A 25,366-nucleotide genomic window follows, 5' to 3' on the forward strand; every position below is an offset into this window, starting at 1 on the left:
TGGCGGCGCCAGGCAGCTGGCGAGCCGGTGGCTGAACCATCGCACACCAAGCGGTGCAAGAAATTCGGTCGGACGCTACGTCAACTACATCGAGTCGGATACGCCGGCGCAGGAGTGCTTCGGGGAATCTCGTGCGGCTCGCCGCCGCCCGTCCAGGGGCCGACCCGGACGGCGTGCTGTATTCGGGGCTGAAATTTTGAGGACGTTCAGCGCTCGAAACCTGCGTCGCGCAGCGCCTGGGCCATCGATCCCGCCGGCTGGTTCAACCCACGACGACCGGAGCTCTTGTCGCGGTTGGTGTTTCGCTGTTCGCCTCGGCTCTGACCGGCACCGCCCCGGACGGTCTTGGCACCTCGGTCCTGGCGCTTGTTCTGATCACGCTTCGGCGTGTCGTTGAGTCTCAGGCTCAAACCGATGCGTTGACGTTCGACGTCCACGTCGAGAACCTTCACGCGGACCACCTGCCCGGAGTGCACGATCTCGTGGGGGTCGGACACGTAGCGATCGGCCATCGCCGAGACATGCACGAGCCCGTCCTGGTGTACGCCGACGTCGACGAAGGCGCCGAAGGCCGCGACGTTGGTCACCACGCCCTCGAGCACCATGCCCACCTTCAGGTCCCCGATCTTCTCCACCCCGTCGGCGAACGTGGCCGTGGTGAACGCGGGCCGCGGGTCACGTCCGGGTTTCTCGAGTTCGGCCAGTATGTCGGTCACCGTGGGGATGCCGAACCGGTCATCGGCGAAATCGACGGGCCGAAGCGACCGCAGGGCACGCTCGTCACCGATGATTTCGGCCAGCGTCACCCCCGACCGGTCCAGGATCCGGCGGACCACCGGGTAGGACTCCGGGTGGACACCGGACGCGTCGAGTGGGTCATCGCCGTGATTGATCCGGAGAAACCCTGCGCACTGCTCGAACGCTTTGGGGCCCAGACGTGGGACCTTCAGGAGTGCCTTGCGGTTGCGGAACGGACCCGCCGATTCACGGTGGGCGACGATCGCCTCGGCCAGCGAGTCCGTCACGCCCGACACGCGCGCCAGCAGCGGGACCGACGCGGTGTTCAGGTCGACCCCGACGGCGTTCACGGCGTCTTCGACCACGGCGTTGAGGCTTCGGGCGAGCGTGCCCGGCGTGACGTCGTGCTGGTACTGCCCGACACCGATCGACTTCGGTTCGATCTTCACGAGTTCGGCCAACGGGTCCTGCAGGCGCCGCGCGATCGAAACCGCACCGCGCAGCGTCACGTCGAGCGTCGGGAGTTCGTGTGCCGCATACGCGGATGCGGAGTACACCGATGCTCCGGCCTCGCTGACCATCGCCTTGACGGGCGCGTCGGCGCCGGAGGCGCGGATGTCGGCGATGAGCTCGGCCGCCAGGGCATCCGTCTCACGCGACGCGGTGCCGTTGCCGATCGCGATGAGTTCGACACGGTGCCGTGCGATCAGTGCCGCCAGGGCGGCCTTGGCTGAATCCCATTGCCGCTGAGGCTGATGTGGGAAGATGGCACACGTGTCCAGCACCTTGCCGGTGGCATCGACGACGGCCACCTTGACGCCGGTGCGGAAGCCCGGGTCGAGGCCGAGCGTGGTGCGAGTGCCGGCCGGGGCGGCGAGTAGCAGGTCCTTGAGGTTCCTGGCGAACACCGCGACCGCATCGTCCTCGGCACGTTGCCTCAGCCGCATGCGGGCCTCGACCGCCGCGGTGATCATCAGCTTGGTTCGCCACGCCAACCGGACGGTGGTGGCCAGCCACGGCGTGGCAGGCGCCGACGAGGACCGGTCGACACCGAGCGTCTGGGCGACCATCGCCTGGTAGACCTCGTCGTCGCCGCCGTCGAAGCTGAGCGCGAGGGCTTGCTCCTTCTCGCCGCGCATGACGGCGAGCACCCGATGCGACGGCATGTTCTCCAGGGGCTCTGAGAACTCGAAGTAGTCCCGGAACTTCTGCGCCTCCGGGCTTTTCGCGGCTTCCTCCGACCACGGCTTGGTTCGCAGCGAGCCGTCGACCCAGAATTTGCCACGGATGGCACCGACGAGTTCGGCGTCCTCGGCCACTCGCTCGATGAGAATGTGACGCGCGCCGTCGAGCGCCGCGGCGGTATCAGCGACCTGCTCGCCGATGAACTCGGCGGCCGCGTCGTCGGGAACGAGGGTCGGGTCGGACAGCAGGCGGTCGGCCAGCGGCTCGAGGCCGGCTTCGCGGGCGATCTGCGCCTTGGTCCGGCGCTTCGGCTTGTAGGGCAGGTAGATGTCCTCGACCCGTGACTTGGTGTCGGCGGCCATCAACGCGGTCCTGAGCTCGTCGGTGAGCTTGCCCTGCTCGTCGATGGAGGCGAGCACCGCGGCTCGGCGGTCGTCGAGTTCCCTCAGATATGCCAGGCGCTCCTCGAGGGTGCGCAGCTGCGTGTCGTCCAGGCTGCCGGTGACCTCCTTGCGGTACCGCGCGATGAACGGCACGGTTGCGCCCTCGTCGAGCAGTCGCACAGCAGCGGCGACCTGCGCCTCGCTGACGGCGAGTTCTTCAGCAAGACGGGTATTTACGGATTTCACGGCAGGACTTCCAGGCACGCCGAGACACTACCGAATGTCACTGACGCGTCGGCGCGGGCGCGGCAGGCGTGTCGGCGCCAACGCGGAGGCATGGATCAGACAAGCCAGCGCGCCGCCAAGGGCGAGCCTCAGTGGTTCGAGCAGATCGAGTTCGACTCGACCGCTGGTCGCCGACACGCAAAACCGGTCGTCTGGCGTTGAACAATACGTGCGACCACCGATGTGACGAAATATGTCGGCCGCAATCCGTGCAGACAGAGCAAGCGAGGATAAAAGGAGGATAAAAGTGAGTGAAAGCGACACCGCGATGCCGAACGTGTACGCGCCGGAAGACATCGTCTGGCACCAGACAGACCTCGGTCAAAACTTTTGGATCAGCGACGAGTTGGTCGGAGCGAAGTACTCCACGCTGTTCAGTGCGCAAGTAACCAAGTTCGGCGCCGGTGGCGCATCTCCGCTGCATCACCACGACTACAACCACGCGTTCTACTTCCTGAGCGGCACCGCCCGCGTACAGCTCGGCGAGCAGACCTGGGACACCAAGCCAGGGTCATTCGTAAAGGTCCCCGCACATGTCGAACACAGCCTCGTCAACACCGGCGACGATGATCTTGTGTTCCTGGTGATCTACGACCCACCGCACGTTGCGACCGACTAGGCACAGGGCGGAGAAAGAATTCGAATGCGGTCATGCCATCGAGACGGGCGAGATCCAGGGATTCAGGAAAGTAGTGGTCGACCCCGAGAGCCAGGCGGTTCTCGGGGCGTGGTCTGCGGGCCGGGGGTGTCATCCACGCCACCAGCGGCATTATGGCCGCCAAGTGGCCCTACTCCGCGATCGCAAGCCAAGATTTGAAGCCGCTGGAATAGCCGACCGGCCGACGACCGGCCGGACGGGTTACCCAGTCACGCAGATGGGCCGGCAGACGAGCGTGCCACCACGCCGGCGGTCACCCGAGCGGCCGCCGCGGCAGCCAGGAAGCATCCCAGCCACGTCAACCCGGCGACATCGTCCATTCCGTTCTTGGCCAGCAGCACGAGCACCACGCCCGCGACGCACACCAGTGCACCCGCGACCGCCGACCGGGCCCCGGTGGCGCGGACCGGCGCGTCCCACCACGGCAGCCGGAGGTACTCCAGTGGCGACAGCAGCCAGAACGTCACCGTCATCACGACCGCGAATGCCAGCTCTCGAAGCGCCAGCAGGCCCCAGAACCCGGGCGCGTGCACGTCGTACGCGTCGAGACCGAACGCGTGCAGTGAAAAGGTCGCGACCGCGATCGCCGGGATATGCCACAAGTAAATCGTCATCGCTCCCCTGTTGGCCACCGAAAGCACGTGCCAGACCCGCGGCCTCAGGGCCCACCGGCCGATCGCGCCCGCGGCAGCCACGAAAAGGCACGACATCCATGTGCACTGCAGCGCGAGCAGCACGGTCGGCGGCGTCACGTTGGACATCCGCTCGGTGCCCGTCACGACCAGGGATACTTCGTAGACCTTGGCCACGGCAAGCACCACCTGCGCCGTGAACGCCGTCGCGGCCGCGATGAGCGCCGCGCGTCGGCCGATCAGCCGGCGAGCGTAGGCCACGCCGATCACGACCGGAATGAGCCAGACGATGAGGAAGTTGGCGACACCGGAAAGATCCGTGCCGACGGCGAACCGAATTCCGTCGACGGCCGCCGCGCCGGCGAGCAGGGACACCACCAACAGGACGACCGCACGGCCGGTCCGCAACCGGGTCAGCGCCGGTACGAAGGCCAGCACCACCAGGTACACGCCGAGAAACCACAGAAGTGCGACGACTTCGCGCCCGAGATCCTCGGCGGATTGCGCGCCGAGGACCGTGCGCGCGACGAGCAGGCCGCCACACCACGCCGCCAGATACCAGAACACGGGGCGACACAGTCGCTGTGCCCGGGTGAAGAGCCACGTCCCCCACGGTGTGCCGGGGCGCCAGTCGTAGGCGCCGGCGGCGCCGCCCGCGAGAAAGAACAGCGGCATGACCTGCGCGAGCCATGTGAGCGGGGTGATCGCGGGCAGCTCCCCCAGCAGGTTGCCGATATGGAGGCCGCCGGTGTCGATGGTGGCGAGAAGCAGCCCGCAGTGCCCGAACATCACGACCACCAGGGAAGCGATCCGAACGACATCGACGGCACGGTCGCGGCCGGCTGCGGTGGTGTCGGCGCCTGTGCAGGCGTCGAGCATCAGGTCCTTGTGCGCCATGTATTCAGCATGCCGGGCAGGGGGCGTCCGTGGCTGAGTAGGACTACCCGAATCTCCTTCTCTGGCGCGGCGACCTACTGCCAGGCGAACACCGGTTGCTCGAGTTCGTCGACGGGGTCGTGGCGGCCTTCCAGCCCCAGCCACCGCAGTTGCAGCAGCATCGCACCCGTCGGTGCGTGGATCAGATCGTTTCCCAGCGGAATCTGCACGACGGGACGCGGACTCTCGGGGATGGTGATGTACCGCGGCGAATCCTCTCGCTGCAGTTGGTGCAGCCCGACCCGGTAAACCGCCACCACCTCGTCGGGCGCGGGGTGCAGATCGAGCCTTCCGTCGCCCCAGATCACCACCGGAGTGATCACATATCCGGACCGCGTCGGGTAGTCATCGAGCATCCCGAGCACCGACGATTCGGGCAGCCTGACGCCGACTTCCTCATCCAGTTCCCGCAGCGCGGCGTCGACGGCGGTTTCCCCGGGATCGAGGCGGCCGCCCGGCAGCGCCCACTGCGCGGCGTGGGCTCTGAGGCGAGATGCCCGACGGCACAGCAGAAAGGCAGCACCACCGGACACGTCGACCATGCGGCCGTCGAGGCCGGCTTCCGGCATCTCGCGACCACCGATCCAGTCGTCCAGATCCGCCGGATCCACCCTGTCCTCACCGGCCTCCGAGTCGACGAGCACGACCGCTACGGCCGCATGCCGTTTCGCTGGATCGGTCACGGCGCGCCGGTCGTGACCGGCCAGGTGTGCCCGGATCCGCTCACGCAGCGCCTCGTCATAGGTGATCGTCACCGTTCGACCATAGGCAGGCGCGAAATGTTTCCTGCCGCCGGACGCGCTTTCAGCGATGGCCCACCGACACCAGGGCGTAGGTGCGGACGCGGCCGGGCACCGTCGCACCGCATTTGGACAGCAGGGGGGCAGACCATTGCTCGCTGATGATGAGCTCAAGGGGACCTGAATCACCCTGGAGAACGACGCGAGTATTCGCGTCGCCAGCGTCGAGGTGTAGAAGGCCGAGCGCACCGATGCTGTCGTCGCCGGACTCCTGGCGTGCGAAATACTGAGCCGCCTGTACCACATGCGGAAGCGAAGTTCGTCCGCGCAGATATGTATTGTCCAGTCGCCCGTCGAGATACAGCCGTACAAGGTTCGCCGCATCGGTCAGGTCGGCACGCCCGTAGCACAGTCCTTCCGGCAGAACGAGCATGGTCGCCGCAAACCTGTCGCCACCGAGATGCGAACATTCCCAGGTCAGTTCGGGATACTCTGCCGCGATTGCCGCTACCGCACCGCGTCCGCGTACCGCGCAGCACTGATCATGTTTGCCGTGGGCGCAGACCGCGACGAGCGGACCGGCAGCAAGTTGCCCGTCGGAACCGTCCAGCGCGATGTCCAGGTATCGCCGGGGATCGCTCACCTCGCCGTGATGCATTGATTCCGCGCCCACCTGTGATTGGGCGATGAACCACCGCCACCGTGGCGTGGCAGAACGACGGCCATGTCGGCGGATCGCGGCGATCCGCATGCCCGCCGCTTCGGCACGACGAACGATGGCACGTCCCAGCGTCGGTTCGATGATCGTCGGCGACTGCAGGAAGGCTGAATCCCCCCAGGGCCCGCCCAGTTCGAGCATCATCCACGATGAGCCGGCCGACGCGGTGCCGTACATCGGGTCGTTACGAGCCAGCGACTGGTCACTACACGGCGTTCGATCGGCGCCGGCCGTCATCCGCCGGCAATCGGGGGGTACTGGTCGTGGTCGGCCGGCACCACGACCGCTTCACGCAGAAGCCGGCGAAGCACCACCTCGCCGTCGGCCTTGTCCAGTCCGGGCAGACCGGTCGCGTCGGCGGTGAGCCCGCCGTACAGTGCAGCCAGGGCATCAGCGCATGACTCCGGAAAGCTGATCGTGCGGTCCGGCAGCCTCAGCAGAACTCGGTCACCGCACTTTTGGATCGTGGCGACGAGTCCGTGCCGCCACCGCACCGTCGTGCTGCCGGCGTGGTCGGCTGCGGCGAGAGAGGCCAGTGGGCGGACCGCCACAGGCCGGGTCCGCTCCGCGTAGCGCTGTGCCAACCGGCCGGCGGCGCCGTCAGCGAGGTCGAACGCACGGTCACGCATCGTCTCGGTCAGTTGCGCGATGAGCTTGGTGGTGGTCGCCGTCATCTCGTCGCGATGCGTCGGGTCGATGCCCACCGGCAGCGACTTCCTGAAGTCACCGGTGGTCTCCAATTGGTCGATGACGGCACGAACGACATCCATGCCGGTGAGGCTGGACACCCCGATGGTCAGGTGGATGGACACGGCGCCCAGTGCCCCCGCCGAATGTACCCATCCGCGCGGTAGATAGAGGGCATCGCCCGGCGCGAGCACGGTGTCGATGACAGGCTCGTTCTTGACACGCTCTGTGATCGCGTCGCGGTGGTCGGTCCAGGGTTGGGAAGCGAGTGGATCGGCGTACACCGGCTCGTGTACGGTCCAATGTTTGTGGCCTGCGGTCTGCAGCACGAACACATCATGGACGTCGTAATGGGCATCGAAGCCCCGGTTATCCGGCGGCGTCACGTAGGCGTTGGCCTGTACGGCATGCCCCAGATCGTCGACCATGCTCCGGACGAAATCGATGAGCGGTGGCCACAGGCGGTGCAGTCCTTGGAGCACGATTGTTGCGCCCGAAGCGAATTGGTTTAGTACCTTCGCGGAGTCGACTTGGTCCGGCATTTCCGCGCCGAAGCCGGCGGGTCCAAGGTAACAATCCCGGGCCACGACTTCGCCCTCCTTGGCCAAGCGGATGAACGGCGCGCGTACCCCGCGCTCAGCGAGCAACTCGTCGACGTCGTGGGCCGAGAGCAGGTCTCCGAAGTCGCGGGGTAACGCGTCGCATCGGCTGAGCAGCGGCGTGCGCCCCCAGTGTTCGTCGGCGAACGTCTGGGGATCTACGGCGATGCAGCGGCTCAGCATCGAGCTACCTCACGCGGTGCCGTCAGCACCGCCGTCGTGACCCTCGGGATTGGAGCCGCCGTCAGCGGTGCCCTCGCCAGCGGCGGTGCCGTCGGCGCCGCCGTCGTGACCCTCGGGATTGGAACCGCCGTCAGCGGTGCCCTCGGCACCGGCGGTGCCGTCGGCGCCGCCGTCGTGACCCCCGGGGTTTGAGCCGCCGTCGGCGGGCCCTTCGCCACCGCCGCCGGAGGTCGTGATGTCGTCGTCATCGATCGCCATGAAAACCATCTCCTTCCTCGAGCCGCGTCAGGGCTGACACGGGAAACGTGTTTCAACGCGGCCACGCGAGGATTGCCCCCGAAGGCGCTGGATAAACGGACCGCTCTGACGTCGGCGCGTCGATGCCGGGTAAACCGGGACCCGGCCCGTATCCGGACGCGGTGCCTACGCGGTGCGGCGGCGCCGCAGGAACGGATCGGTCAACGACGGCGGCTGGTAGCCCCGATCGGCCGGCGAGATGGTCGACCCGGGCGGCACGATTTCGTCGATCGTGTCGAGAATGTCCGCGGAGAGCGTGACCTCGGTCGCGCCGAGCTGAGACTTCAGGTGGTCGAGCGTGCGCGGGCCGATGATCGGCGCGGTGACCGCCGGATGCTGCAGGACGAAGGCGAGCGCGAGATGGATCAGCGGCAGTCCGGCATCAGCCGCGAGTTTTCCAAGAGCGTCGGCGGCGTCGAGCTTGCGCTGGTTCTCCGGGGTGGTCATGTCATAGCGGGCCGGCAGCCGGGTGCGCCGCCGGGATTCGGGTAGCTCCTTGTCCTTGCGGTAGCCCCGGCAAGCCAGCCGCCGGCCAGCGGGCTCCAGGGCAACACGCCCATCCCGTACTGCTGTGCCACCGGCAGGACATCGGCCTCGATGCCGCGGACCAGCAGCGAATAAGGCGGCTGCTCGGTGACGAACCGGCTGAGTCCGCGCCGTTCGCTGACCCACTGCGCTTCGACGATCTGAAAGGCGGCGAACGTCGACGAGCCGAAGGCACGAATCTTGCCTTGGCGCTGCAGATCCGTCAGCGCGCCCAGGGTTTCCTCGACGTCGGTGTGCGGGTCAGGGCGGTGAATCTGGTATAGGTCGATCCAGTCGGTGTTCAGTCGGCGCAGGCTGTCCTCCACCTCGCGGATGATCCAGCGCCGGGAGTTTCCGCGCTTGTTGGGATCGCCCTGGGTGCCGGCAGGCGCATCGGTCGGAACGCCCATCTGGCTGTGCACCTTCGTCGCGAGCACCACGTCGTCGCGCCTGCCGCCCGCGAGCGCCTTGCCGACGATGATCTCCGATTCGCCCTGCGAGTAGACGTCGGCGGTGTCGATGAAATTGATGCCGGCATCCAATGCGGCGTGGATCGTCGTGATCGACGTGTCGTGGTCGGGCTCCCCCCACCCGCCGAACATCATCGCGCCGAGGCATAGCGGGCTGACTTGGATTCCGGTTCGTCCGAGGCTGCGGTACTCCATGGGAGCGACCTTACGCCCGCGCCACGTGAGCTGATGATCGCCGGAAAGAACCTCGGGCGCTTCTTCAGATTTGCGGCCAGCGCCCGAATGAGCCGGTCGACGTCGCCTCGGGTGTTGTACGGCGCCAACCCGATCCGCACTGATCGCCGCTGCATCGCGCCCGGCGTGGCAATGGTCGGCATGTCGGACATCGTGCTGGTCTTGCCGCCATGGTCATCCGCCGGCCGGGCCGTACTGATCCTGTTCAGCTGGCACCACGACCGCTTCACGCAGAAGTCTGCGAATCATCACCTCGCCGTCGGTGGTGTCCAGTCCCGGGAGTGCGCTCGCGTTGACGACAAGCCCGCCGTGCAGTGCGGCCACCGCATCCGCGCACGACTCCGGAAAGCTGAACGTGCGGTCCGGCAGCTTCAGAAGAACTCGTTCATCGTTCCGTTGAATCGTTGCGATGAGGCCGTGGCGCCACCGCACCGTCGTGGTACCGGCATGGTCGGCTGCCGCCAGGGAGGCCAACGGCCGGACCGGCGCAGGTCGCGTCCGGTCCGCGTGGCGCTGCATCGTCTCGATCAGTTCCGCAATGAGCTTGGTCGTCATCGCCGTCATGTCGTCACGATTTGTCGGGTCGATGCCCATCGGCAGGGACGTTCTGAGGTTTTCGGCCTTCTCCAGTTCATCGACGACGACACGAATCACAACCAGGCCGGTGAGGGCGGGCACCCCAATGGTTAGATGAATGGACAGAGTGCCCAGTGACCGCGCCGAATGTACCCATCCGCGCGGGAGATAGAGAGCATCTCCTGGCGCGAGCACGGTGTCGATGACGGGTTCGTCCTTGAGGCGCTGGGTGATCGCGTACCGGTGGTCGGTGAAAGGTTGCGTAACGAGCGGATCGGTGTGCACAGGTTGGTGGACGGTCCAGTGCTTGTGGCCCTCGGTTTGCAGTACGAACACGTCGTGGACGTCGTAGTGAGGATCGAACGCACGGCTTTCCGGCGGCGTGACGTAGGCGTTGGCCTGCACCGGGTGCCCCAGATCGTCGACCATGCTCCGGACGAAGTCGATGAGCGGTGGCGACAGCACGTGCAGTCCCTGAAGCACAATGGTCGCACCAGAAGCGAATTGGTTGAGTACCTTCGCCGTGTCCACCCGGTCGGGTACCTCGGAGCCGAACCCGCCCGGTCCGACGAAACAATCCTGAGCAAGGAAATCGCCCTCCTTGGCCAGTCGGACGAACGGTGCGCGTACCCCACCCTCGGTGAGCAACTTGTCGACGACTTGCGCCGAAAGCAGGTCGCTGAAATCGCGGGGTAGCCCGTCGTGCCGGCTGAGCAGCGGCCAGCGCCCCCAGTGTTCGTTTGCGAAGGTTTGGGGGTCGACGGTGATGCAGCGGCTCAGCATCGAGCGACCTCGCGCAGGTCGGTGGGCGCTCCCAGAGCTTCCTCGAAGTCGGTGTGCGGGTGGGGGTTGCGGAAGTTCCACTGCGCGACCTTACGCCCAAGCTAAATGGGCTAAATGATCGCGCGGGCGCTACTTCAGATTTGCGGCCAGCGCCCGAATGAGCCGGTCGACGTCGCCTCGGGTGTTGTACGGCGCCAACCCGATCCGCACACCGCCCGCCTCGCCCAGCCCGAGTCGTTTGGATGCCTCATAGGCGTAGAACGAACCGGCGGGCGCATTGATGTCGTGCATCGCGAGCACCGCGCTGACCGCTGTGGCATCGCGCCCGGCAACGGTCATCAGCAACGTCGGTGTCCGTTCGGCAGCACGCGAGTGGACGGTCACGGAGGCAAGCTCGCACAGGCCGGCCTCGATCTGCCGCCGAAGCGTGTCCTCGTGGCGCTCCAGCGCATTCATCGCAGCCACCAGGCGGCCGCGCCGGGCACCGCTTGCACGCGTCATGCCGGCGAGGAACTCGACCGCTGCGGTTGTTCCGGCCATCAGTTCGTAGGGTAGGGTGCCGAGTTCGAACCGCTCGGGCACCTTGTCACTGGAAGGCAACAACTTAGCGGGCCGTAATTCGGCAAGCGCGTCGCGTCTGCCCACCACGACACCACAATGCGGGCCGAGGAATTTGTAGGGCGAGCACGCGAAGAAGTCAGCTCCGAGAGCGCGGACATCGACGGCGCGGTGGGCGGTGTAGTGAACGCCGTCGACGTAGAGCACAGCTCCGGCGGCGTGTGTGCGGGTGGCTATGGTCCGCACGTCGGGCATGGTGCCGATCAGGTTGGATGCGGCGGTGACCGCGACCAGGCGCGTGCGCGCGCTCAGCTGTTCCTCGATGTTGCGCACAGGCAGTTCGGAGGTCGCGGGGTCGAAATCGGCCCACCGGACGACCGCACCTGCCTCGGCGGCGGCGATCACCCACGGCCGGATGTTGGCGTCATGGTCCAGCCGCGTCACCACGATCTCATCGCCCTGGCGCCATTGGGCGGACAGCGCCCGGGACAACTCGAAGGTGAGCGCCGTCATGCTGCGTCCGAAGATCACCTCATCGGGGTCGGCGTTGAGCAGATCGCCGATCGCTTGCCGGCACTGGACGACGATCTCTTCGGCATTTCGCGCAGCGGTGGTGGTGGTCCCGCGGTTCGACAACGGCCGGAGCAACGCGCCGCGGATCGCGTCTGCGACCGGAATGGGTGTCTGCGAGCCACCGGGCCCATCGAAGTAGGCGGTGCGGTCACCCAGCGCCGGAAAGTACTCGCGGATGACGTCGACATCGAACGCCGATTCCTCACTGGCATCGTCGGTCGGGCGGTCCACGGATGAAGTCTCTCATCGGACGCAGCGGTACGCCCGGCGCTTCGACGGTCGGCGGACTCCTCGTCCCAATGCGGTGACGGAAGTTGTTGCAGGCCAATGTGTCCGACGATATTTGCCAGATATTTCGGGTTTCGGACGCCAAACTCCCGGGTATAAACTGTCCGTCCGTCGGGGAGCAATGGTGCCGGCCGCGGTTGGAATGAGAGATCGGACGGTCGTAATGAAGACAATTGGTCGTTGGTTCGCTGCCGCAGCGCCAGTCGTGATGGCAGTGGCGGGTTCATCCCTCGTCGCTGCCCCTGCGTACGCGGCTCCATGTCCCGACGTGGAAGTGGTCTTCGCGCGGGGCACGTTCGAGCCGCCCGGCGTCGGTGCCATCGGACAGGCCTTTGTCGACTCGCTTCAAGCGAAGGCGGCAGGCAAGTCGATTGACGTCTATCCGGTGAACTACCCGGCGTCCCTGGACTTTGCCACCGCCGCGGACGGTGTGGTCGATGCCAGCAACAAGGTCCGCGATACGGCGGCCAACTGCCCGAACACGAAGATCGTGCTCGGCGGTTACTCGCAGGGTGCCGCGGTGGCCGCCTACATCACCGAGGACTCCGTCCCGGCCGGCTTCACGCTGCCGCCCGGCCTCAGCGGCCCGATGGCGCCTTCGGTGGCCGATCACGTCGCGGCAGTGGCGCTCTTCGGCAAACCGTCGAGCGGCTTCCTGCAGATGATCTACACCGGGGCACCGCCGATCAACGTCGGCTCACGGTATACGGCGAAGACCATCGATCTGTGCATTCCGGACGATCCTGTCTGCGCACCGGGGGGTGGCGACAACGGAGCTCACGGTCTGTATGCCGCCAATGGTCTGACGGACCAGGCGGCAGACTTTGCCGCGGGCAAGCTGCCGCGGGGCGGGTCGGGTAACGCCGTCGAGCAGGCCGGCGCTCACGAATAGGACGACTCGGCGAGCACAGCCGGCTTGAGCACCTCCGCGCACCACCGGCGGAAGGTCGTCGGACTCGCGGTCTGGAGCGTCCGCGGTAGGCCGTCGTCCAGGCCTTCCTCCTTGGCCCGCATCATGTCGACCATGCCCTTGATGAACGCGTCGCCGAGTCCCAAACCGGCGATCGCGGCGCCGAGATCGGCGAGCGACTGTCGTCGGTAGCGCACCGGGCGCTCGAGAACCTCGGACATGATGCGCGCCATGTCGTGTGCGGACAGATCCTCGGGCCCGAGCACCGCAACGCTGCCCGTCCCCGTCCACGACCGGTCCAGTAGCAGGTCCGCTGCCGCTGCGGCGATGTCACGGGTGGCGGCCGACGGTGCCTTCCGCTCGGGGTCGACGGTCCCCGTGAACACCCCGCCATCGCGGATCGAGTCCACTTGGCGTAACAGGTTGCTCATGAACGACGGGTTGGCCAGTGCTCGATAGGCCACTCCTGTGCCTGCGATGAGGTCGTCCATGGCAAGGGATGCGGTGACGAGGCCTGCGCTGTCCGCGGCGGGAGTGCCGCGACCGAGCGCGGAGACACCGACGACATGCCCGACGCCCGTGGCTGTGAGGGCCGCGGCGGCGGCGCGGGTGAACCCGGAGAACGCGACCTCCAGGCTTGGTGCACGGGTGTCCGGCGGGACGAGCCAGAAAACGGCGTCCGCACCTGGCCTCTGTGGTTTCTGAGCACCCCACCCGGTTCCGCGGGTTTGCCGCTCTCCCCCTTCAGGATCCCGTTGCGGCCGCCGCAGAACTGAATCGGTGCATCGACGAACTCGGCTTCTGCGGCGCGCTGGTCAACGACCACCTCGGCGGTCGCTATCTCGACGATCCGCTCTACGAACCAGTGTGGGAAGCGGTCGAGTCTCTCGGCGTGCCCCTGTACCTGCATCCCGGGGCCCCGCCGGCCGACGACTGGCGGGTGCTGAACGGCCACCCGGAGCTCTACGGTGCGATGTGGAGCTGGGCCGCCGAAGTATCGGGGCACGCGCTGCGTATCCTCTGCAGCGGTGTATTCGACCGGCATCCAAGTGCCACAATGATTTTGGGACACATGGGCGAGTTCTTGCCGTTCCAGCGCAGCCGACTGGACTCCCGCTATGCGACTACTTCGTCGCCCGACTATCGGCTGCAGCGGCCGCCCTCTGTCTACCTGGGCACCAACATCGTCTTCACCACCAGCGGGGTCTTCTCGCCGGCAGCGCTGGCCGGTGCCGTACTGGAAGTCGGGGCCGACGCCATCATGTTTTCCGTCGACTACCCCTATGAGTCCTCCCACGATGCGGTAGCCGGTTTCGAGCGGACGACGCTGAGCCCGCAAGACCGCGAGAAGATCGCGCACGCCAATGCGGAGCGCATTCTGAAGATCTGACGAACGGCATTCGGGTGCACCATTCGGTGGTGGACACGGGCTCTCGTCAGAGCGAGATGTGCTCGCGATTGCGGCGGGCGTCTCCCGTTTCGGCGTCGAAGAAGTATGTCCGTTGCGGCGGCATGGCGAGGCCGATCTTGGCGCCGGAGTCCAACACCGTGCCCGCCGCGGCCTGCACGACCACCCGCGTGTCCGCCTGCTCCTCGGCACGGACCAGCGCAGTCACCAGGACGTGGCTGCCCAGGGGCTCGACGAAGTCGACGCGGGCCGGCACCATGCCGTGGGCGTAGGCGGTGTGCAACTGCACATGCTCGGGACGCACTCCTACGGTCACCGGGCCGTCGGGGGACGGGACCGCAGTCACCACCGTGCCGCCGACGTGCAGGACCCCGGAGCGGATGACGCCGGACATCAGATTCATCGGAGGGCTGCCCATGAACGCCGCGACGAACGTGTTGGCCGGGCGGTTGTAGACGTCGTCGGTGGTTCCGATCTGCTGCACTTCTCCTTTCGACATCACGCACAGCCGATCCCCGAGGGTCATCGCCTCGACCTGATCGTGGGTGACGTAGATGGACGTCACCGGAAGCTCGCGGTGCAGACGCTTGAGGTCGCCGCGGACCTGGTTGCGGAGTTTCGCATCCAGATTCGACAGCGGCTCGTCGAGGAGGAATGCCTGCGGTTTCCGCACGAGCGCGCGGCCCATGGCGACCCGTTGGCGTTGGCCGCCCGAGAGCTGGCCTGGCTTGCGGTCGAGGAGTTCAGCTATCTGCAGCAGTTCGGCCGTTTCGCGGACCCGTCGGTCGACCTCGGCGCGAGGCGTCCGGCGTTGCCGGAGGCCGTAAGCCAGGTTCCGGTACACCGTCATGTGCGGGTAGAGGGCGTAGTTCTGGAACACCATGGCGATGTCACGATCCCCCGGCGCCAGTCCGTTGACCACCGAGCCCCCGATCAGAATCTCGCCCGACGTCGGCTTGTCAAGTCCGGCCAGCAGTCGCAATGCGGTGCTCTTGCCGCACCCCGAAGGTCCGACCAGAATCAGGAACTCCCCGTCTGCGACCGTCAGATCGAGACCGTCGAGCGCGACAACTTCGCCTGGGTATTGCCGCGTGACGTCACGGAACTCTACTTCCGCCAACGCATTACTCCTTCCCATCGCTCTCGTCGCATCATCTAGCCCTTGATCCCGGTGCTGGCCACCGACTGGACGAAATATCGCTGTGCGCCGATGAAGACGAGCAGCATGGGCAACAGGCTCATCACGTTGGCCGCCATCAACAGCGGCCACTTGACGAAGTGAGCTCCCTGGAAATAGCTGAGCCCCAGCGGAACCGTCATCTGATCCTGCGAGGTGATCACGATCAGCGGCCACAGGAAGTCGTTCCAGGATGTCAGTACCGTGAGCGCGGCCAGCGTGGACATTGCGGGCAGAGACAACGGCAGCACGATCTTGAACAGCACACCCAGCCGCGACGTCCCGTCCACCCGGGCGGCCTCCTCGAGTTCCACAGGCACGGTTTGGAAGAACTGACGCAGAAAGAAGATGCCGAACGCCGTCGCCAGGTTGGGCAGCATCAACGCACCGATGTGGTCGATTCCCAGGCCCGCCCAGACGTTGTCCCCGAACCACTTCACGATCAGGAACACCGGGATCATCGTCACCTGGAACGGCACCATCAGCGTCGCCATCAAGGTGACGAAAAGCGTTCCGCGTCCCAGGAACCGGATGCGGGCGAAGGCGTAGCCGGCCAGGCTGCAGACCACCAGGTTGCTCACCAGGACAACCAGCGTGACCAGAGCGCTGTTGAGGAAGAAGTGCCCGAACGGCGCCGCGGCCCACGCTTCGGAGTAGTTCTCGAACCGCGGTCTCTCCGGAAAGAGCACCGGCGGAAAGTGGTTGGCCTCCCCTTCGGTTTCCAGAGAGGTGATAAGCATCCACAGGAGCGGGACGATCAATATGAACGTCAGCGGAATGAGCACCAGATGCCAAGGGCTGAAAGGCATTCGCAGCCTCAGGCGTCGTCTCGACAACAGTGTCTGCGGCGCAGGCGCTTCGGTGGGAGGCACTTGTGTGGTGGTCATGAGTTGTGCACATGCTTACGGGCGAAGCGGAACTGAACGCCGGTGATCACCAGGATGACGACGAACAGCGCGTAGGCCATCGCGGCCGCGTACCCCGCGTCGAATTTCACGAAGGCGCGGTCCCACAGGTAGTAGACGATCACGGTGGTGGCGCGCAGCGGTCCACCACGGGTGGTGGCGTAGACCTCGTCGAACAGCTGCAACGCATTGATCGTCAGCCACACGATGAGGAAAAGATTCGCGGGCCCGAGCAAGGGCACCGTGATCGTGCGAAAACGGGTGAAGGCACGTGCCCCGTCGATGGCCGCCGCCTCGTGCAGTTCGGCTGGGACACCCTGCAGCGCAGCAAGGTAGACGATGACCGAGAAGCCGGTCCAGCCCCAGATGGTCATCGCCACGATGACATACAGCGCCTGCGACGGCGAGGCCAGGAATCCTTGAGACGGGAGACCGACGGTGTTGAGGGCCGCATTGACCAGACCGTAGTCACGGTCGGTCAGCCACAGGAAGATGATGCCCTGCGAGATGGTCGAGACCGCCATGGTGACGTAGGCCGCGGTCCGGTAAACCGAGATGAACCGCAGCGAACGGTTCATAGCCGCGGCGACCAGCAGGCCGACCAGCATCGTGCCGGGCACGAACAGCGCGGTGTAGATGATCGTGTGCTTGATCGCCTCGACGAAAACAGGGTCGTCGGCCAGCTTCCGGTAGTTCGCCAGGCCGACCCACGGCGTCTCGGGCGTGAGCAGGTCCGACTTCTGAAACGACAATTGCAGCGACATGAGCACCGGCACCAGGCCGAAGATGCCGATCAGCACTACCCCAGGACTCACCAGTGCCCAGCCGGCCACGGTCTCCGAGCGGCCGAAGTGTCTGAGTAAGGATGGCGGGGGCCGCACGGCGATGTCGTCAGGCATGTCCTCGATGTTTCTTGATGTCTAGGAGCCTATTTCCCGGCCAGTGCCTCGTCCGCGGCTTTGGCCGCGGTGTTCAGCGCATCTGCCGGCTGATCCTTGCCGAGCATGACGGACACGATCGCCTGACCCATCGCCTCCGATATCGCCGGATACTGCTCGACCTGGGGCCGGACCTTCTTCACGTTGGACAGGTTCTGCACGAACGCCGCGGTGCCCGGCACGTTCTCGTTCAGCTTGGTGAGGACCGACTGGTCCTGGCCGACGGAGGTGCGGGTGGGCAGATCGCCGGTGCCCAGCGAGAACGACTTGACCTGTTCGGGCGCCGTCAACCACTTGACGAAGTCGATCGCCGCCTGCTTCTTCTTGTCGCCGTTGTTGAACACCACCCAGTTGTCGGGCCCCGAGATGGTCTGATGGGCGCCGCTCGAACCGGCGAAGGTGGGCATCACCTGGACGTCGTAGGAGATGTCGGGCAGCTGGCTCAGGTCCCACGGCCCGGTGACCAGCATTGCGACCTTGCCGCTGTTCATCAGCTTGGGCCCGTTCTCGTTGGTGGTGTCCAGGTAGAGCGACTTGTCGGTAACCGCCATCTGTTGCAGCACCGTGAGCGCCTTGACACCCGCGTCGGAGTTGAACACGGCGTGCCCGTTGTCGGGTGACAGGATGTCGCCGCCGGCCTCCCATAGCATCGGAATGTAGTGCCAGACGGTGTCCTCGCTGGCGTCGGCGGGGATGAGCCAGCCGTACTGTCCCTTCGACGGATCGGTCAGCCTGGCCGCGGCGGCGCGGAAGTCGTCCCAAGTCCAATTCGGGTTCGGCGGTGCCACCCCGGCATCGGCGAAGAGCTTCTTGTTGTAGACGATCGCGAGGTTGTCCACCAACGCGGGGATGCCGACGACCTTGTCGCCGACCGTGGCCGCCTGCCGCTCGCCCTCGTAGAAGTCGTCCCATTTCCAGTCGGGTTTGGTGACCTCGCCGGACATGTCGACGACCTGGGGAATCTTGGCGATGTTCGGGGACCATGATCCGAACATGTAGGCCACGTCGGGCGCACTGCCGCCGCGCACCGCGGTCAGCACCTTCTGCAGCACCAGATCGTTGCTGGAGTACAGCTCGCTCACGTGCACGTCGGGATGGTCCTTGTTGTACTGGTCGACCAGACCCTTGAAGACGTCACCTTCGGTGTCCTGGTAGCCGTGCCACACCGCGATCTCGGTGGGACCCGAGGGCGACGAGCCTCCCCCACCGCAGGCGGTGAGGACGAAGGCGAGGACGGCGATCAATGCGAGGCAGACCCGTGGTCGAATCACAATGGACACTCCTTAGTTGGCGACATCTGGGTGAGCTGTTGGTGGTTCATGGTCGGCCGGTCTCACAGCGCCAGCGTCGCGCGCAGCGGCTCGGGGAGCAGGTCTCCGTGCGCGGTCGTCAGTTCATCGCACAGTTCCCATATCCGATCGACGGTCAGCGCGGCGGCGGTGTTGGGATCGACCATGGCGGCCGCACGCACCAGGCGCGGGTCCCCGTCGACGGCGGCGCGGACAGCCAACTCGACGGGACCGAGGAATCCGCGGTTGAGCGCCGCGCATTGCGGCGGCAGGTCACCGACGTGCATCGGATGCGCGCCGAGCGTGTCGAGCACCGTCGGGACTTCGACGGCCAGGCCACGGGGCAGGTTGGTGATGAGCCCGTCGTTGACGACGTTGGCCGAGATGACCCGCGTCGTCCCCGTCTCGAGGGAGTGGATCACCTGTGGCGCGTACTCCGTGGAGCCCGTGTCGATGGGAAGGGTCTCGGTGCCCGCCAATTCCGCTCGGACACGCAGGTACTCGGCCACGTTGGCCTCGCTGATGGAGACGTATTCGCCGACGTGGATTCGGAGGCGGTCCACCTCGTCGGGGTGACGCAGATACCACGGCACGTACTCGCTGCTGTGCTCGCTGGTCTCGGTGGGGTAATAGCCCAGCCGGCGGTACATGTCGACCCGCACACGCCGGCGCAGCTGCGGATCGGCGGCGATGCGCTCGTCGAGCATCGGATACAGATCGTGACCGCCGCGCTCCCACCGCAACACCCACGCCTGGTGGTTGACGCCCGCTGACCAGTAGGACACCTCGTCGTAGGGCACGTCGACGAGCTCGCACAGGCCGACCATCGTCCAGTACACCGAGTGGCACAGCCCGAGCACCTTCAACCGCGGAGCGACGTGGTGCAGGAACGTCACGTTCATGGCCATCGGGTTGGTGTAGTTGAGCAGCCAGGCGTCCGGACAGATCTGTTCCATGTCCCGCGCGATGCCCGCCAGCACCGGAAAGGTCCTCAGGCCGCGGAAGATGCCACCGATACCGATGGTGTCGGCGATGGTCTGGTTCAACCCGTACTTCGCGGGGATCTCGAAGTCGCGCACCGTCGCCTCGAGCATGCCGACCTGGATGACGTTGATGACGTAGTCGGCGCCGTCGAGCGCGCGGCGGCGGTCGGTGGTGGCAACCACCTCCGGCTGGGCACCGGCCGCGCGGGCGGTGGCGTGGGCGATAGCCACCGCCGTCTCGAGCCGCTCGACGTCGATGTCGTGCAGGACGACCCGCACCGGGCCGAGCTCCGGGAACGACAGGATGTCGCCGAGCAGTTCGCGGGTGAACTCGACGCTGCCTGCGCCGATGATGACGATAGTGGGTTTCATGGTGTCTTGACCTCTTCGGAAAGTGTTCGGGTATCCATGAGCTGCTGTAGGGAACTCGGGGGCAACGGATGACCGCTGTGCTTGGCGGCGTAGAGGGCCGCGCCCACCGCGGGGTCGAGAAGGGGGCGTCGCAGGTCGTATCTCGCCGGAAGCCGTTGCAACGCAGCCAGGAACAGTTCCCGAAAGCCGTCGTCGGAGAACATTCCGCCCGAGTAGGAGACCGGCACCGACTCCTGCTCGGTGAAACCGACCAGCGTTCGGGTGGTTTCGATGAGTGCCACGAGTTCGTCGGCCGCGCCGGACAGAATCCGCGCCGCCGCCCCGTCGTCCGCACGCGCGGCCTGGCAGACGGTGGTGGCCAGGGCGGCGATGGATCCGCGGTTTCCGGCCCAATTCTCGATCACGAGGCTGACGACGTCGAGATCGTGCGATACCTGCAGTCGCTCCTTGAGCAATTCATAGAGCGGCCCGCGAGCCAGCCGCCCGTCGCTCATCCGGCTGAACGCGTTCAAACCCTGTGTAGCAACCCAATACGCTGAGCCTTCGTCGCCGAACAACTCACCCCAACCGCCGACACGGCGTCCGTTTCCTGCTCGCTCGCCGTACGTCATCGATCCCGTACCGCTGATCACGTTGATGCCATCCTCGCCGGCCAGCGACCCGGCCCATCCGCACACCATGTCGTTGTTGCAGCTGTAGCGCTCGTGTCCGAGCACGCGACCCGGGACGGCGTCGAGCTGCTCGATGTCACTGCTGGCCTCTCCGTACCCGGGGATGCCGAAGAACGCCGCGTCGATTTGCGACGTGTCGATTCCCGCCTGCGCGAAGATGTCCGCGACGCCCTGTGCCAGAACGCGTTCGACGACGTCGAAGCCGTCGTTGAAGTAGTACGAGGTCGGGGCGGTCGCGCGGGCCGTCACGTCGCCCGTATCATCGATGAGCGCGAAGGCCGTCTTCGAGCCTCCGCCGTCGACACCGAGATAACAGGACATCATCGATCACCGCCCGTTCGGATTGTCGGTGGTGGTCACGGGATAGATCGTGACGCCCCGGACGACGCGGCTGACCTCGCCGGACGGGAACGGGTTGTCGGGTGTCTTCGCGTATTCGAGTGAGGTGAACAGCGCAAGGTACTGCGCGAACACCAGGTAGCCGAGCGCGACGAGGGAGTCATCCATGCCGGCAAGACCGGGTACGACGACGGCTGGCCCCAGACCCGCCGGGGTCGGCTCGGTGCTGATCACCGTGACGGCGTCCGCCCCGAGTTGCGCCCGGATCTCCGCGATGATGTCGAGGTCATAGCGACGGGTGTACGGGTCGGTCGAGACGTACACCACCACGAGCGTGTCCCGATCGAGCACCGACTTGGGTCCGTGCCGGAAGCCCAACGGCGAATCGAAATACGTCACCACCTCTCCGGCGGTCAGTTCCAGCATTTTCAGGGCCGATTCCCGTGCGAGTCCTTCCAGCGGTCCGCTGCCGAGGTAGACAAACCGATGCTTCTTGAGCTGGGCGAGTGCCCGGATCTCGGGCTGCAGATCGACGACGTGGGCGGCGGCGCCCGCGAGAACCTCCGAATCTTTGCGTTCGCCCGGACCGAGTATCAGCAGACACGACAGCAGCATCGAGGTCAGGCTGGACGTCATGGCGAAGCCGGAGTCGTTGGTGCGCTCGGGCATGTAGACCACCCGCGAATTCACTTGGTCGCTGTGTCTGCGGCCGAGCTGCCCGTCGGGATCGCACGTCAGGATCAGATGCCAGATGTCGTCGACGAATTGGTCGGCCAGTTCGGTGGTGGCCAGGCTCTCGGGGCTGTTGCCCGACCGGCCGAACGACACCATCAGGGTCGGGGTACGGCGCTCCAGGTAATCGAGCGGGTTGGCCACAATGCTGGTCGTCGCGATGGCTTCGACGCGGCGGCTGAGATGGCGCCGAAGCGCGGGAGCCGCGATGTCACCGGCGAAGGCCGAGCTGCCGGCGCCGGTCAGAATCACCCGGAGGTCGGGGCGACGGGTGATCTCGGCAATGAACCCGTCGATCCCCTGGTCAGAGCGTTGTGCGACCTCACGCCATGCGTCGGGTTGCTGGCCGATCTCGACAATCGTCGCGCCACCGTCCACTTGCGCGGAAGCGGTGCGGACCGGAGACGGGGATGGCCGAGCCGTGCTCACTGTGCCACCGGCTTAGCTGGACGGGACGTGTGGAACATTTGTCGATCATGAGAAGCTCGCTCAAAGCGCGCGCTGCAAATGGGCGAAACGATCAGGAAAACTGATCGCCGCGGCCTCATCGGAAGGAGTCAGCAATGTCGATCAGGCGCACCGACCGGATGCGCGAAGTTCTCTCACTGCTGCGCGACCGCGGAGAAGTCGGGTCCAATGTGCTCTGTGCGGAGTTGCGCGTCTCCGCGGCCACGCTGCGCCGCGATCTCAGCGAACTCGAAGAACAGGGCCTGCTGGTGCGAACCCACGGCGGCGCCCGAGCGCTGGACCCCAGTGGCAGCGAGATTCCGGTGCGTCTACGTGATCACCGGATGATCGCCATCAAGCGACGGATCGCCCAGCACGCCGCTGCGCTGGTGCCGGCGGGCCCGCAGGCGGTTGCGCTGACGGGGGGTGTCACCACCGGCGAGGTGGCCAGGTCGCTCAAGGGGCGGCCGAACATCACGATCGTCACGAACTCGCTCACGATAGCGGCCGACTGCGCCGTCGACGCTCACATGAAGGTGATCGCCACGGGCGGCTTGGTGCGTGCGAATTCCCTTGAGGCGGTGGGCCCGATGTCGGAGCACGCGTTTCAGGTGATCACGGTCGGCACCGCGGTGCTCGGTGCCGACGGGATGTCCGCCGAAGTCGGCGCGACCACCTTCGACGAGGCCGAAGCCCGCACGGCGATCGCGATGGCCACCAACGCCCAGCGCGTCGTCGTCGCCGTGGACGGTTCCAAGATCGGCAAGGTGACGCTCGCGAAGATGGTGCCGCTGGACCAGATAGATCATCTGGTCACCGACTCCACGGCCGATCCGCAACAGCTGGAACGCATCACGGCGGCCGGCGTGCATGTCCACGTCGTCGAAGTCGTCGACGACTGATCGTCGGTCCGGTGCGGAGGTCGGCCGCAGCCAGGAGGGTACCGATGGTCCGGCACGCACCGGTTTCGGTGTCAATGACAGGCGGCGGCCTTGATCAGTCGGCGCCGCGCTCGCCGATCATGATAGTCGGCGCGTCGGTGTTGCCGCGGGTGATCAGCGGCATGATCGACGCGTCTACGACCCGCAGGGATTCGACACTGCGGACCCGTAACTGCGGGTCGACCACTGAGTCTTCGGTGATGCCCATGGCGCAGGTTCCGGACAGGTCATATTCGGATTGAGTGTGCATCCGGACGTGCTCGTCGAGGGTGCGGTCATCGAGTTCGTGTTGCGACGGCAGATAGGGCTTGTCGATGAGTCGCCTGAGCGGTTCCATGCCGGCGATCGAGGGGAGCTCCCGCATCCCCTTCTTGGTCAGCTCGCGGTCTACCGGCTCACTGAAATCCGCCGGAGCGATCCAGGCATCCGACAGCTCGTGGGTATACAGCCGGTCCTCCACGTGTAGCGCGGGAGCAGACCATCAGGTTGAGCGATGACGATCCGGCCAGTGTCTTGCCGCGAGGAAAGTTAGGTGGGTGAGTCGACGTGCTGCTGACGCTCGGTGTCGTAGGCCCAGTCGATATCGGTCTTGAATTGCGCTCCGAAGGCGGCGGGAACTGCGACGGTCTGTGCGGTATCGGCCACTCACAACTACTCGGCGAACCCCGCAATCCATCGCTGTACGCTGCGGGTCAGCGAGGTTGGGACGTGGTCGGGGTCCATCAGGTCGTTCTCGGCCAGCAGACTGGCCTCACCCGCCACCGTGTCACTGCTGAACCGCCGCAACGTTCGGCCCTGCCCCCGGAGTGCCTCGATAGCCTGCAGGAACGATCCGCTTCGGTCGGCGACGCGCTCGAAATCATCCACCGACACATCTAGGTGCTCACAGAGCAACCGCTGACGCACCGACCTGATTCTGCGCGAGACATCTTCGTGCTCTGCGGTTCCCGGTTCCGCCTCCACGGCCACATCGCATTCGCTGTCGAATCCCATCGACCGATTGTTCAAGTTGGATGACCCGACACGCAGCAACCGATCGTCGACCACAAGAACCTTCGAGTGGACATAGATCGGCGTGCCGCCGTCGGTCACCGGCCAGTACACCCCGAGACGGCTGTGATCATCTGCTGCCCAGAGCAATTGAAGGAGCCGGTATCGTGCGCTGTCCATCGACTGCTCTTCGAGGCGGCTCTCCGAGTTGCGTGGCATCACGATGACTATCTCCGGACCGTCGGGTTCGTGCAGGCGGGCGGCAAGCGCATCGACGATGGTACGAGAAGCAAGGTACTGGTTCTCGAAATAGATTGTGTGGCGGGCAGCCGCGATCGCCGCGACGTTGAGTGCTTCCACCTCACGGATCTCGCTGCGGCGGTTGAACTCCGGCAAGGTGCGCGCGATGCCGACGTCGATGCCGAGGATGGTCGGTTCCAGTTCGCGCGGCCAGACCCGTTCCGCGTCGTCGACCGACACCAATGACTGACCGGTCGCCGTCTGCCACCTGTCCCGCGCCAGCTCACCGAGGGCGCCGGCGGCGGCACCATCCACCGCGACGCCGACTTCGTGTCGGGGACCGTAGCTGCGTCCGAGCGCCCGACGCAAGCGGCTGCGGTCCTCGTGCTGGCTGGTGTCCCAGCGGTCCAGGGTGAAGTCGATACCGCCGCAGAAGGCCAGGGCGTCGTCCACGACCATCAGCTTCTGATGAGGGACGGCGCCGATCGGATGTGCACCGTCGATGGCAAAACGCAACCGCTCGCTGTTCAGCCAATTCAACAGGGCCACCGGGGTCACTCGGCCCCAAAGACCTTCGAACGCCGGCAGCAGGCGCACGTTCGACCGCAGCAGGTGAACCTCGAGTTCCGGCCGGGCCCGGACCAACCAACGAAGAAATGGGCCCAGCTGGTTGGGGGCGTGCAGCGTTTTGCCACCCCGTTCGAACGTCACCCGGGTGTCGAAATCCCAACCGATCAAAATGATTTGGCGTTGGGCACGCAGCATCGCCACCTTCGCGAAATAAAAGTAGTCAGCAGCATCGATGATGCAGGCGAACTGATCTGCCCGCGCCAGGCGCCAGCAGGTTTGGCCTGGAGCCAGCAATCGACCGTCGTCCATGTCAGCCCGTTCAGTCGGGAGCTCTCAGCGCGGACATGCGCTGTGTCTACCACATCTCGGTGATGCGCTGTGCGGCCGAGCGACGCGGTCAGGCACG

General features: G+C 66.0%; 22 protein-coding genes and 1 pseudogene. 4 read left to right on the forward strand and 19 right to left on the reverse strand.

From position 1 onward, the window contains the following. Positions 1 to 206: 206 nt before the first annotated feature. Positions 207 to 2,552, reverse strand: a complete 2,346-nt coding sequence (locus ACVWWN_RS23885) for a Tex family protein (protein WP_457149253.1) — start codon at positions 2,550 to 2,552, stop codon at positions 207 to 209. A gap of 286 nt (positions 2,553 to 2,838) precedes the next feature. Between ACVWWN_RS23885 and ACVWWN_RS23890 the strand changes: the two genes are divergently transcribed. After that, entirely contained in the window at positions 2,839 to 3,210 is a 372-nt protein-coding gene (locus tag ACVWWN_RS23890; RefSeq protein ID WP_457146060.1) for a cupin domain-containing protein, read from the forward strand. 248 nt (positions 3,211 to 3,458) lie between these two features. On the opposite strand, the gene ACVWWN_RS23895 is transcribed toward ACVWWN_RS23890, so the two are convergent. The 8 genes and pseudogenes from ACVWWN_RS23895 to ACVWWN_RS23930 all read right to left on the reverse strand — a co-directional run bounded on the left by ACVWWN_RS23895 (position 3,459) and on the right by ACVWWN_RS23930 (position 11,991). Then, positions 3,459 to 4,778, reverse strand: coding sequence for an acyltransferase family protein (locus ACVWWN_RS23895; RefSeq protein WP_457146061.1), 1,320 nt, complete (start codon positions 4,776 to 4,778; stop codon positions 3,459 to 3,461). Between the two features lie 74 nt (positions 4,779 to 4,852). Beyond that, entirely contained in the window at positions 4,853 to 5,572 is a 720-nt protein-coding gene (locus ACVWWN_RS23900) for an NUDIX hydrolase (protein ID WP_457146062.1), read from the reverse strand. Between the two features lie 49 nt (positions 5,573 to 5,621). Then, entirely contained in the window at positions 5,622 to 6,512 is an 891-nt protein-coding gene (locus tag ACVWWN_RS23905) for a sucrase ferredoxin (RefSeq protein WP_457146063.1), read from the reverse strand. Continuing rightward, entirely contained in the window at positions 6,509 to 7,744 is a 1,236-nt protein-coding gene (locus ACVWWN_RS23910; RefSeq protein WP_457146064.1) for a cupin domain-containing protein, read from the reverse strand. Before ACVWWN_RS23910 ends, ACVWWN_RS23905 begins: the two co-directional genes overlap by 4 nt. 9 nt (positions 7,745 to 7,753) lie before the next feature. Continuing rightward, positions 7,754 to 8,002 carry a BatC protein gene (locus ACVWWN_RS23915; protein WP_457146065.1) on the reverse strand — a complete coding sequence of 83 codons (249 nt, stop codon included), beginning with the start codon at positions 8,000 to 8,002 and terminating at the stop codon, positions 7,754 to 7,756. A gap of 165 nt (positions 8,003 to 8,167) precedes the next feature. Then, positions 8,168 to 9,231: pseudogene (locus tag ACVWWN_RS23920) on the reverse strand (aldo/keto reductase). 213 nt (positions 9,232 to 9,444) lie between these two features. Further along, positions 9,445 to 10,629, reverse strand: a complete 1,185-nt coding sequence (locus tag ACVWWN_RS23925) for a cupin domain-containing protein (protein WP_457146066.1) — start codon at positions 10,627 to 10,629, stop codon at positions 9,445 to 9,447. Between the two features lie 129 nt (positions 10,630 to 10,758). Then, a complete protein-coding gene (locus ACVWWN_RS23930) occupies positions 10,759 to 11,991 on the reverse strand; it encodes a cysteine desulfurase-like protein (RefSeq protein ID WP_457146067.1) in 1,233 nt (410 codons plus the stop codon). Between the two features lie 220 nt (positions 11,992 to 12,211). Here ACVWWN_RS23930 and ACVWWN_RS23935 point away from each other — a divergent pair, with 220 nt between their 5' ends. Continuing rightward, positions 12,212 to 12,940, forward strand: a complete 729-nt coding sequence (locus ACVWWN_RS23935; RefSeq protein WP_457146068.1) for a cutinase family protein — start codon at positions 12,212 to 12,214, stop codon at positions 12,938 to 12,940. Here ACVWWN_RS23935 and ACVWWN_RS23940 read toward each other — a convergent pair. Further along, positions 12,931 to 13,449 carry a hypothetical protein gene (locus ACVWWN_RS23940; RefSeq protein ID WP_457146069.1) on the reverse strand — a complete coding sequence of 173 codons (519 nt, stop codon included), beginning with the start codon at positions 13,447 to 13,449 and terminating at the stop codon, positions 12,931 to 12,933. The two genes, ACVWWN_RS23935 and ACVWWN_RS23940, sit on opposite strands and share 10 nt — an antisense overlap. 203 nt (positions 13,450 to 13,652) lie before the next feature. On the opposite strand from ACVWWN_RS23940, the gene ACVWWN_RS23945 reads away from it, so the two are divergent. After that, entirely contained in the window at positions 13,653 to 14,348 is a 696-nt protein-coding gene (locus ACVWWN_RS23945; RefSeq protein ID WP_457146070.1) for an amidohydrolase family protein, read from the forward strand. A 46-nt stretch (positions 14,349 to 14,394) separates the two neighbouring features. Here the strand turns inward: ACVWWN_RS23945 and ACVWWN_RS23950 are convergent, their stop codons facing one another. From ACVWWN_RS23950 to ACVWWN_RS23980, 7 genes are all read right to left on the reverse strand, one after another. Further along, entirely contained in the window at positions 14,395 to 15,486 is a 1,092-nt protein-coding gene (locus tag ACVWWN_RS23950; protein ID WP_457146071.1) for an ABC transporter ATP-binding protein, read from the reverse strand. 35 nt (positions 15,487 to 15,521) lie between these two features. Next, on the reverse strand, positions 15,522 to 16,430 hold the full coding sequence (locus ACVWWN_RS23955; protein ID WP_457146072.1) for a carbohydrate ABC transporter permease: 909 nt from the start codon (positions 16,428 to 16,430) through the stop codon (positions 15,522 to 15,524). Next, positions 16,427 to 17,347 (reverse strand): carbohydrate ABC transporter permease, encoded by a 921-nt coding sequence (locus ACVWWN_RS23960; protein WP_457146073.1) that lies wholly within the window; start codon positions 17,345 to 17,347, stop codon positions 16,427 to 16,429. Before ACVWWN_RS23960 ends, ACVWWN_RS23955 begins: the two co-directional genes overlap by 4 nt. Before the next feature lie 29 nt (positions 17,348 to 17,376). Continuing rightward, complete coding sequence (locus ACVWWN_RS23965; RefSeq protein WP_457146074.1) at positions 17,377 to 18,657, reverse strand: ABC transporter substrate-binding protein; 1,281 nt, start codon at positions 18,655 to 18,657, stop codon at positions 17,377 to 17,379. Between the two features lie 62 nt (positions 18,658 to 18,719). Next, complete coding sequence (gene melA / locus ACVWWN_RS23970) at positions 18,720 to 20,030, reverse strand: alpha-galactosidase (protein WP_457146075.1); 1,311 nt, start codon at positions 20,028 to 20,030, stop codon at positions 18,720 to 18,722. Beyond that, positions 20,027 to 21,022 carry an N-acetylglucosamine kinase gene (locus tag ACVWWN_RS23975; protein WP_457146076.1) on the reverse strand — a complete coding sequence of 332 codons (996 nt, stop codon included), beginning with the start codon at positions 21,020 to 21,022 and terminating at the stop codon, positions 20,027 to 20,029. The genes melA and ACVWWN_RS23975 overlap by 4 nt, the downstream gene beginning before the upstream one ends. 6 nt (positions 21,023 to 21,028) lie before the next feature. Beyond that, the gene (locus ACVWWN_RS23980; RefSeq protein ID WP_457146077.1) at positions 21,029 to 22,201 is read right to left on the reverse strand and encodes an SIS domain-containing protein; all 1,173 of its coding nucleotides are present in this window, start codon (positions 22,199 to 22,201) and stop codon (positions 21,029 to 21,031) included. A 134-nt stretch (positions 22,202 to 22,335) separates the two neighbouring features. Between ACVWWN_RS23980 and ACVWWN_RS23985 the strand changes: the two genes are divergently transcribed. Next, complete coding sequence (locus ACVWWN_RS23985; protein WP_457146078.1) at positions 22,336 to 23,121, forward strand: DeoR/GlpR family DNA-binding transcription regulator; 786 nt, start codon at positions 22,336 to 22,338, stop codon at positions 23,119 to 23,121. 94 nt (positions 23,122 to 23,215) lie between these two features. On the opposite strand, the gene ACVWWN_RS23990 is transcribed toward ACVWWN_RS23985, so the two are convergent. Beyond that, positions 23,216 to 23,620 (reverse strand): GMC oxidoreductase, encoded by a 405-nt coding sequence (locus tag ACVWWN_RS23990; RefSeq protein ID WP_457146079.1) that lies wholly within the window; start codon positions 23,618 to 23,620, stop codon positions 23,216 to 23,218. Positions 23,621 to 23,811: 191 nt separating this feature from the next. Beyond that, the gene (locus ACVWWN_RS23995; RefSeq protein WP_457146080.1) at positions 23,812 to 25,269 is read right to left on the reverse strand and encodes a phospholipase D-like domain-containing protein; all 1,458 of its coding nucleotides are present in this window, start codon (positions 25,267 to 25,269) and stop codon (positions 23,812 to 23,814) included. Positions 25,270 to 25,366: the final 97 nt, after the last annotated feature.

This window comes from Mycobacterium sp. URHB0021, assembly GCF_054057895.1.

What these genes read in the sequence shown, in the direction of transcription:
- ACVWWN_RS23895 (WP_457146061.1), bottom strand. Translation starts at nt 4,778, where the DNA reads ATGGCGCACAAGGACCTGATGCTCGACGCCTGCACAGGCGCCGACACC.
- ACVWWN_RS23905 (WP_457146063.1), bottom strand. Translation starts at nt 6,512, where the DNA reads ATGACGGCCGGCGCCGATCGAACGCCGTGTAGTGACCAGTCGCTGGCT.
- ACVWWN_RS23910 (WP_457146064.1), bottom strand. Translation starts at nt 7,744, where the DNA reads ATGCTGAGCCGCTGCATCGCCGTAGATCCCCAGACGTTCGCCGACGAA.
- ACVWWN_RS23915 (WP_457146065.1), bottom strand. Translation starts at nt 8,002, where the DNA reads ATGGCGATCGATGACGACGACATCACGACCTCCGGCGGCGGTGGCGAA.
- ACVWWN_RS23925 (WP_457146066.1), bottom strand. Translation starts at nt 10,629, where the DNA reads ATGCTGAGCCGCTGCATCACCGTCGACCCCCAAACCTTCGCAAACGAA.
- ACVWWN_RS23935 (WP_457146068.1), top strand. Translation starts at nt 12,212, where the DNA reads ATGAAGACAATTGGTCGTTGGTTCGCTGCCGCAGCGCCAGTCGTGATG.
- ACVWWN_RS23940 (WP_457146069.1), bottom strand. Translation starts at nt 13,449, where the DNA reads ATGGACGACCTCATCGCAGGCACAGGAGTGGCCTATCGAGCACTGGCC.
- ACVWWN_RS23955 (WP_457146072.1), bottom strand. Translation starts at nt 16,430, where the DNA reads ATGACCACCACACAAGTGCCTCCCACCGAAGCGCCTGCGCCGCAGACA.
- ACVWWN_RS23960 (WP_457146073.1), bottom strand. Translation starts at nt 17,347, where the DNA reads ATGCCTGACGACATCGCCGTGCGGCCCCCGCCATCCTTACTCAGACAC.
- melA (WP_457146075.1), bottom strand. Translation starts at nt 20,030, where the DNA reads ATGAAACCCACTATCGTCATCATCGGCGCAGGCAGCGTCGAGTTCACC.
- ACVWWN_RS23975 (WP_457146076.1), bottom strand. Translation starts at nt 21,022, where the DNA reads ATGTCCTGTTATCTCGGTGTCGACGGCGGAGGCTCGAAGACGGCCTTC.
- ACVWWN_RS23985 (WP_457146078.1), top strand. Translation starts at nt 22,336, where the DNA reads ATGTCGATCAGGCGCACCGACCGGATGCGCGAAGTTCTCTCACTGCTG.
- ACVWWN_RS23995 (WP_457146080.1), bottom strand. Translation starts at nt 25,269, where the DNA reads ATGGACGACGGTCGATTGCTGGCTCCAGGCCAAACCTGCTGGCGCCTG.